This is a genomic window from Arenibaculum sp., from assembly GCF_035998295.1.
GTDB lineage: Bacteria > Pseudomonadota > Alphaproteobacteria > Azospirillales > Azospirillaceae > DASYHS01.
This window is the reverse complement of sequence record NZ_DASYHS010000012.1, coordinates 1-6,706: the sequence shown is the minus strand read 5'-3', so window position 1 is coordinate 6,706 and position 6,706 is coordinate 1. Positions and strand designations below refer to the sequence as shown.

Genomic DNA, 6,706 nt, shown 5'->3' with positions numbered 1-6,706 from the left:
CCGGCCTCGCCGGCCTGGGGCCGGCCGGACCGCGCACGGCTCGCCTTCCTGACCAGCCTCTACGCCGATGCCCCGGCGCGCCCGCTGCTGCCGGACTACGAGGGCCGGTAGGGGCCGGGTGCGGAACCGTCGGGATCTATGTCCAGAACCTCGGCGAGCGGACGGCGGGGCTTCTGCGGCCAATTGCCCGGCGCGGCGCGACCGACTGCGACGAGCATGACGGGCACCTCGTGGGGCTCGAGGCCGAACTCCCGCGCTACGCCGTCGGCATCGAAGCCGATCATCGGGCCGGAGACGAAGCCCATCGCTTCGGCCGCATGGATCAGCGTCGCGGCGCCGAGGGAGGCCGAGCGCACGGCTTCGTCGCGGGCCGTCCGGGGGTCGGCATATTGCGCGCGCGCGCCTTCCTGCCATCCCGCAGCCGTGCCCGCCGACATGAAGCCGGCCTCCACGAAGGGAGACAGTCGTCGGGGGATGTCGGCGTGGTCGGGCAGCAGGCCGCAGATGATGAAGGTGACGGCAGCTTCCGATACCTTCGCCTGCCCCTGGGCGAGGCGCCGCAACCGCATCTTCGCCTCGGGTGCGCGCAGCGCGATGAAGCGCCAGTTCTGAAGGTTGTAGGCGGTGGGCGCCCGCGTCGCGAGCCGCACCAGTCCCTCGATCTCCGCATCCGCCAGCCTGTGGCCGGCGTCGAACAGGTTGGCCGATACGCGCCGCTCGATGAGGGCGATTGCAGGGTTCGTCATCATTCCATCCAAACCAACGGGGCGTTCGGACGGACGGTATGGAATTCACCCCTGGGCGATAATGCGCTATGTGGCTAAGAAATTCTTTCCCATGAGAGAAGGATGTGATGGACCGCTACACGGCCTTGCAGGTCTTTCGCCACGTGGCCGAGCTGAACAGCTTCGCCGAGGCCGGGCGGCGGCTCGGCCTGTCGCCGGCGGCGGTCAGCAAGAACGTCGCCGAGCTGGAGGCGCATGTGGGCGCACGGCTCATCAACCGGACGACGCGGCGCATGGCGCTGACTGAAGAAGGCAGGATCTACCTGGAGCACGTCGTACGCGGGCTGGACGCGCTGTGCGAGGCGGACCAAGCCTTGGATCCGATCAGGACCGGGCCGAGCGGCACCTTGCGGGTCAGCGCGCCGATGACCGTCACGCTGACGCGGCTCTCCGCGGCGATTCCCCGCTTCCTGTCGCGCCATCCCGACTTGGCCGTCGACCTTCATCTCGACGACAGGCGGGTCGACCTCGTCAGGGAGGGTTTCGACCTCGCCATCCGCGGCAGCGACGGCCTGGAGGATTCCAGCCTGATCGCCAGAAAGCTCGCGAGCATGCCGCATGTGCTCTGCGCGGCCCCGTCCTATTTCGAGGCGCATGGCAAGCCGCAGGCGCCTTCCGACCTGAGATCGCACAACTGCGTCCGCTTCAGCCTCTCGGGGCATGCGGACATGTGGGAGTTCCGCAAGGACGGGCGCACCGAACGGATCGCCGTCGGCGCCCGGTACTCGGTCTCGTCGAGCCTCGCCGTCCGCGACGCGATACGCGAAGGCTTCGGCCTCAGCCTGATGCCCCGCCCCTATGTCGAGGACGACTTGAGGGAAGGGCGGCTGCAATCCGCACTGGAGGACTGGAGCACGGTGGAAACAACGCTCTACGCCGTCTACCCCTCCCGGCAGCACCTCGCCCCGAAGATCCGCGTTTTTCTCGGCTTTCTCGTGGAGGAGTTCGGCCGGTCGTGAACGACGGGCCGGCCGGTACTCAGTCCAGATAGGTCCAGGAGGAAGCGCCGTCGAACCGGTATACCGGCACGTCCTCGATGTCCGCCGGGTCCATCAGCCGCGCGTTCACGGCGATCTGCCCGGCGCGCGCCCCGTCCAGGCCCTGCCAGTGGGTGACGCAGCCGCAGGTCGGGCAGTGATGCACCGCCAGGGTGCGCGGACCATGGACATAGGGCACGGTCGCGCGGCCCCCGGCCAGGAACGTCACCTCGCCGGCGGAATAGTAGGCCCACAGCGTCCCGACCCGGTGGCACAGCGAGCAGTTGCAGGACGTCAGGTCGTTCGGCGGTTCCGAGACCCGGATGCGGACCGCCCCGCAATGGCACGATGCTTCGAGCATGGGATCACCGCCTGTGGGCTGAGGATGAACCGATGATGCATCCCGGAGGTCGATCGATCAACGACCGCAGGCCAGGGTAGGGCAGGGGCGGGCGCGGCGTAAATCCCGGTTTTACCCGCACCGGTCAGCATGCGGGACCGGAACGCCGCAATCGAAGGCCAGCCGACCCATGAGCCTGACGGGCAATCTCAGACGCGGCGCGACCAGCCTCGGCGACATCGGGCTCGCCAACCGCGACGTCCTGTTCGCGACCGGCATCGTCATGGTGCTGACGGTGCTGTTCCTGCCGGTGCCGACCTGGCTGCTGGACCTGGGGCTGGCGCTGTCGATCTCGGTCAGCGTGCTGATCCTGATGGTGGCGCTGTGGATCCACCGGCCGCTCGACTTCTCGTCGTTCCCGACCGTGCTGCTGGTCGTCACGGTCCTGCGCCTCGCGCTCAACATCGCGTCCACCCGCCTGATCCTCAGCGAGGGGCATACCGGCACCGCCGCCGCCGGCCACGTGATCCAGGGCTTCAGCCAGTTCATCATGGGCGGCAACTTCGTGATCGGGATCATCGTGTTCGCGATCCTGGTCGTCATCAACTTCGTCGTCGTGACCAAGGGCGCGTCGCGCATAGCCGAGGTGGGCGCGCGCTTCACCCTTGACGCGATCCCCGGCAAGCAGATGGCGATCGACGCCGACCTGTCGGCCGGCCTGATCGACGAGACGGAGGCCAAGCGGCGGCGCAAGACGCTGGAGGAGGAGAGCACCTTCTTCGGCGCGATGGACGGCGCGTCCAAGTTCGTGCGCGGCGACGCGGTCGCCGGCCTCGTGATCACCCTGATCAACGTGATCGGCGGCATGGTGATCGGCATGGCCCAGCAGGGCATGAGCTTCGAGAGCGCCGCCGCGACCTTCACCATCCTGACCGTCGGCGACGGGCTCGCGACGCAGATCCCGGCCCTAATCGTCTCGCTGGCCGCCGGCCTGCTGGTGACCAAGGGCGGCACCGTCGGCTCGGCCGACGAGGCGGTCATCAACCAGCTCGCCGGCTATCCCAAGGCGCTGGCGGTCGCGGCGGCCCTGCTCGGCGTGCTGTCGGTGGCACCCGGCCTGCCCGTGGTGCCGTTCCTGCTGCTGGCCTCCGCCTTCGGCTTCACGGCCTGGTACCTGCCGCGCCGGCAGGCGCGCGACGCCGCGGCCAAGGAGCAGGAGCACAAGCAGAAGCAGGCCGCCGCACCGCAGGAGGAGGCGGCCGAGGACATGCTGCGCATCGACGAGGTGCGGGTCGAGGTCGGAAGCCATCTCGTGCCGCTGATCCTCGACCGCAACGGCCCGCTGACCGGCAAGGTCAAGACCCTGCGCAAGCGCTTCGCCCGCGAGTTCGGCTTCATCCTGCCCGCGGTGCGGATCAAGGATTCGAGCTACCTGCCCCCCAAGGGATACGTCGTCGCGATCATGGGCGTCGAGGTCGCGCGCGGCGAGGTCCGGCCGAAGCACCTGATGGCGATCGACCCCACCGGCGGCGGGGCCGAGGACATCGTCGGCGAGGCGACGCGCGAGCCGACCTTCGGCCTCCAGGCCAAGTGGATCGATCCCGCCCGCCACGAGGAGGCGGTCGCCAAGGGCTACACCGTCGTCGATCCCGAGAGCGTCATCACGACCCACCTGACCGAGGTGATCAAGGACCAGCTTCCGGCGCTGCTGACCTTCGGGGCCCTGCAGAAGCTGCTCGACGGGCTCGGCAAGGAGTACCAGAAGCTGCTCGGCGACCTGGTGCCGAGCCAGATCTCCCTGGTCGCGGTCCAGCGCGTCCTCCAGGCGCTGCTGGCCGAGCGCGTCTCGATCCGCAACCTTCCGGCGATACTGGAGGCGGTGGGCGAGGCGGTGACCTGGACGCGCAACATCAGCCTGATCGCCGAGCACGTGCGCGGGCGCCTCGGCCAGCAGATCTGCCAGCAGCTCGCGGGCGCCGACGGCTTCGTCCCGGTCATCACCCTGTCGCCGGAATGGGAGCAGGCGCTGATCGAGAGCATCGCGACCGACGGCGACGAGCGCCGCTTCACCATGGCGCCGAGCCGGGTGCAGGACTTCCTGGGCGCGGTGCGCACCCGCATCCAGCGCCATGCCGGGCCGCAGCAATGGCCGGCACTCCTGGTCTCGCCGGAGGTGAGGCCCTTCGTGCGCTCCCTGCTCGAGCGCGTCAGCCCGATGACCCCGGTCGTGAGCCATGCGGAGCTGCACCGGAAGGTCGCGGTGAAGACGATCGACCAGGTATGAGGCCGTGACGGACCCGCTCGCCATCCTGCTGAGCCTGGAAGCCTACCGCGTGTTCCTGGTCTTCGTGCGGGCGGGGGCCGCGGTGATGTTCCTGCCGGGATTCGGGGAGATGACGGTGCCGATGCGCATCCGCCTGGGGGCCGCGGCCGTGCTCGCCCTGGCGCTGGCGCAGGCGGTGCCGGGCTTGCCGGCCGCGGTCCCGGCGGAGGGAGGCGAGCTGGTGCGCCAGATCGCGGGCGAGCTGGTGGCGGGCTCCTTCCTCGGGCTGGGGGCGCGGCTGTTCCTCTCGGCGCTCCAGGTCACGGGTTCGGTTATCGGCCAGGCGGCCGGCCTGTCCAACCCGTTCGCCGTCGCCGGCACCGGCTTCGAGGGCGGGTCCGTCATCTCCGGCACGCTCGTGATCGCCGGGATCGCGGTCATCTTCGCGGCCGACCTGCACTACCTCATGCTCGGGGCGCTGCTGCGCTCCTACGGGCCGATGCCGGTGGCGGCCGGCCTCGACACCGGCGCGCTCGCCCAGGACTTCTCGGTGCTGGTGGCGGCGACCTTCCGCCTCGGCGTCGGGCTCGCGGCTCCCTTCCTCGCCTTCGCGATGCTGTTCAACGTGGCGCTCGGCCTGGTGAACCGGGCCATGCCGGCCCTGCCGGTGTTCTTCGTCGGCACGCCGGCGCTGGTGGTCGGCGGGCTCCTCGTCCTGGCGGTCACGTCCGCCGCCATGCTGTCGGCGTTCTCCGCGGCGCTGGCCGACTGGCTCGGCGGCTGGTGAGGCGGCATGTCCGAGGAGAAGGAGCAGTCGCAGAAGACCGAGGAGCCGACGGAGAAGAAGCTCCGCGAGGCGGTCGAGAAGGGCAACGTCCCGCGGGCGCGCGAGATGGGCACGCTCGCGATGATGGCGACCGCCTGGCTGATCGCGGCGGCGACCGCGCCGGGAGCGGCGGCGGGCCTTGCCGAGCTGATGCTGCCGCTGATCGAGAACCCCGACGACATCCGCCTCGATGGCGGCGCCTTCGACGTGCTGAACGGGCTGCGCGGCCTGCTCGGCGGCGCCGGCATGGTGCTGCTGCCGACCCTGGGCCTGCTGTTCGCCGGCGCCGTCGCCTCGGCATTGTCGCAGGGCGCCGTCGTCGTCGCGGCCGAGCGCATCCGGCCGAAATTGTCGAACATTTCGCCGCTCGCGGGCTGGAAGCGCCTGTTCTCGGCCTCGGCGGTCGCCGAGTTCCTGAAGAGCCTGGTCAAGCTGGCCGTGGTCGGGGTCGCCGCCTGGTTCGTGGTGCGGCCCTTCATCGACCGGACGGAGGTGCTGGTGGGGATCGACGTCGCCGGCCTTCCCGGCCTGCTCCGGGACCTGACCCTGCGGCTGCTGCTGGCGGTGCTGGCGGCGACCGTGCTGATCGCCGCCGTAGACCTGCTGTGGCGCCGCTACGAATGGCGGCGCAAGCTGCGCATGACCGTCCAGGAGGTGCGGGACGAGTACAAGCAGGTCGAGGGCGATCCCCATCTCAAGGCCCGGCTCAAGGAGATCCGCCGCGAGCGCATGCGCCAGCGCATGATGGCGGCCGTCCCGCAGGCCACCGTCGTGCTGACCAACCCGACCCATTTCGCGGTGGCGCTGCACTACGAGCGCGGCCGCACCGCCGCGCCCGTCTGCGTCGCCAAGGGGGCCGACCTGGTGGCCCAGCGCATCCGCGCGCTGGCGCAGGAGCACGGCGTGCCGGTGGTCGAGAACCCGCCGCTCGCGCGCACGCTGTTCAAGACGGTCGAGATCGACCAGCCGATCCGTCCCGAGCAGTACCGCGCCGTGGCCGAGGTCATCACCTACGTCCTGCGCCTGCGGTCGGGCGCCGGCCCGAGGAGCTGAGGCCCATTAATGGTTCCTCAACGGGCCGGTGGCAGAACTGGACGTGCTTTAGCGGTATTCGACCTTCCAGCAGATGAACGGGTCAGACGACCTATACGGCGTGTACAGGGCCGACAACGCCAAGCGCCGCGCGCTGACGGGCGAGGAGTACCTCGCGGCCCTGGTCGTCAACGTCCGGCAGACCTTCGCCGCCGTCGAGGCCCTGGTGGCGGAAGTCTCCTCGGCGCTGCGGCCGGCCGGCTACGCGATCCGGCTCGACCCCGCGGTCGAGGACCGCGTCGACCACGTCAGGGTCGACCGGACGTCGGAGAGCTTCGTGGACTACCTGCGCAGCTGGGCCCAGTTGCGCGGTTCCCAGAGCCGGCTGGGCACGCATTGGGAGGCCCGGATCACCGTCACGGACCATCGCCGCATGACGGCCGAGATCGGCCTCGCCATCATGGTCGAGCGGCCGGGGGAGGA

Annotated in this window: 7 protein-coding genes; 5 read left to right on the top strand and 2 right to left on the bottom strand. The window is 70.2% G+C overall.

The genetic code is table 11. The features are described 5' to 3' along the window. Window positions 1–95: 95 nt before the first annotated feature. A complete protein-coding gene (locus VGO20_RS00850) occupies window positions 96–746 on the bottom strand; it encodes a nitroreductase family protein (protein ID WP_327500383.1) in 651 nt (216 codons plus the stop codon). A gap of 107 nt (window positions 747–853) precedes the next feature. Between VGO20_RS00850 and VGO20_RS00845 the strand changes: the two genes are divergently transcribed. Then, window positions 854–1,744 carry a LysR family transcriptional regulator gene (locus VGO20_RS00845; protein WP_327500382.1) on the top strand — a complete coding sequence of 297 codons (891 nt, stop codon included), beginning with the start codon at window positions 854–856 and terminating at the stop codon, window positions 1,742–1,744. A gap of 19 nt (window positions 1,745–1,763) precedes the next feature. Here VGO20_RS00845 and VGO20_RS00840 read toward each other — a convergent pair whose 3' ends face one another. After that, window positions 1,764–2,123: a GFA family protein gene (locus VGO20_RS00840; RefSeq protein WP_327500381.1), complete on the bottom strand. Its 360-nt coding sequence runs from the start codon at window positions 2,121–2,123 to the stop codon at window positions 1,764–1,766. Between the two features lie 169 nt (window positions 2,124–2,292). On the opposite strand from VGO20_RS00840, the gene flhA reads away from it, so the two are divergent. The 4 genes from flhA to VGO20_RS00820 form a co-directional block, all read left to right on the top strand. Then, entirely contained in the window at window positions 2,293–4,386 is a 2,094-nt protein-coding gene (flhA, locus tag VGO20_RS00835; protein WP_327500380.1) for a flagellar biosynthesis protein FlhA, read from the top strand. Window positions 4,387–4,390: 4 nt separating this feature from the next. Next, window positions 4,391–5,152, top strand: coding sequence for a flagellar biosynthetic protein FliR (locus VGO20_RS00830; protein WP_327500379.1), 762 nt, complete (start codon window positions 4,391–4,393; stop codon window positions 5,150–5,152). A gap of 6 nt (window positions 5,153–5,158) precedes the next feature. Next, on the top strand, window positions 5,159–6,244 hold the full coding sequence (gene flhB, locus VGO20_RS00825; RefSeq protein WP_327500378.1) for a flagellar biosynthesis protein FlhB: 1,086 nt from the start codon (window positions 5,159–5,161) through the stop codon (window positions 6,242–6,244). A 73-nt stretch (window positions 6,245–6,317) separates the two neighbouring features. Beyond that, window positions 6,318–6,706: hypothetical protein (locus tag VGO20_RS00820; protein ID WP_327500377.1), on the top strand; the 389-nt coding region annotated here is incomplete at its 3' end.

Excerpts from the sequence above, each read along its gene's own strand:
- VGO20_RS00850 (WP_327500383.1), bottom strand. The coding sequence starts at position 746 with ATGACGAACCCTGCAATCGCCCTCATCGAGCGGCGCGTATCGGCCAAC.
- VGO20_RS00845 (WP_327500382.1), top strand. The coding sequence starts at position 854 with ATGGACCGCTACACGGCCTTGCAGGTCTTTCGCCACGTGGCCGAGCTG.
- VGO20_RS00840 (WP_327500381.1), bottom strand. The coding sequence starts at position 2,123 with ATGCTCGAAGCATCGTGCCATTGCGGGGCGGTCCGCATCCGGGTCTCG.
- flhA (WP_327500380.1), top strand. The coding sequence starts at position 2,293 with ATGAGCCTGACGGGCAATCTCAGACGCGGCGCGACCAGCCTCGGCGAC.
- flhB (WP_327500378.1), top strand. The coding sequence starts at position 5,159 with ATGTCCGAGGAGAAGGAGCAGTCGCAGAAGACCGAGGAGCCGACGGAG.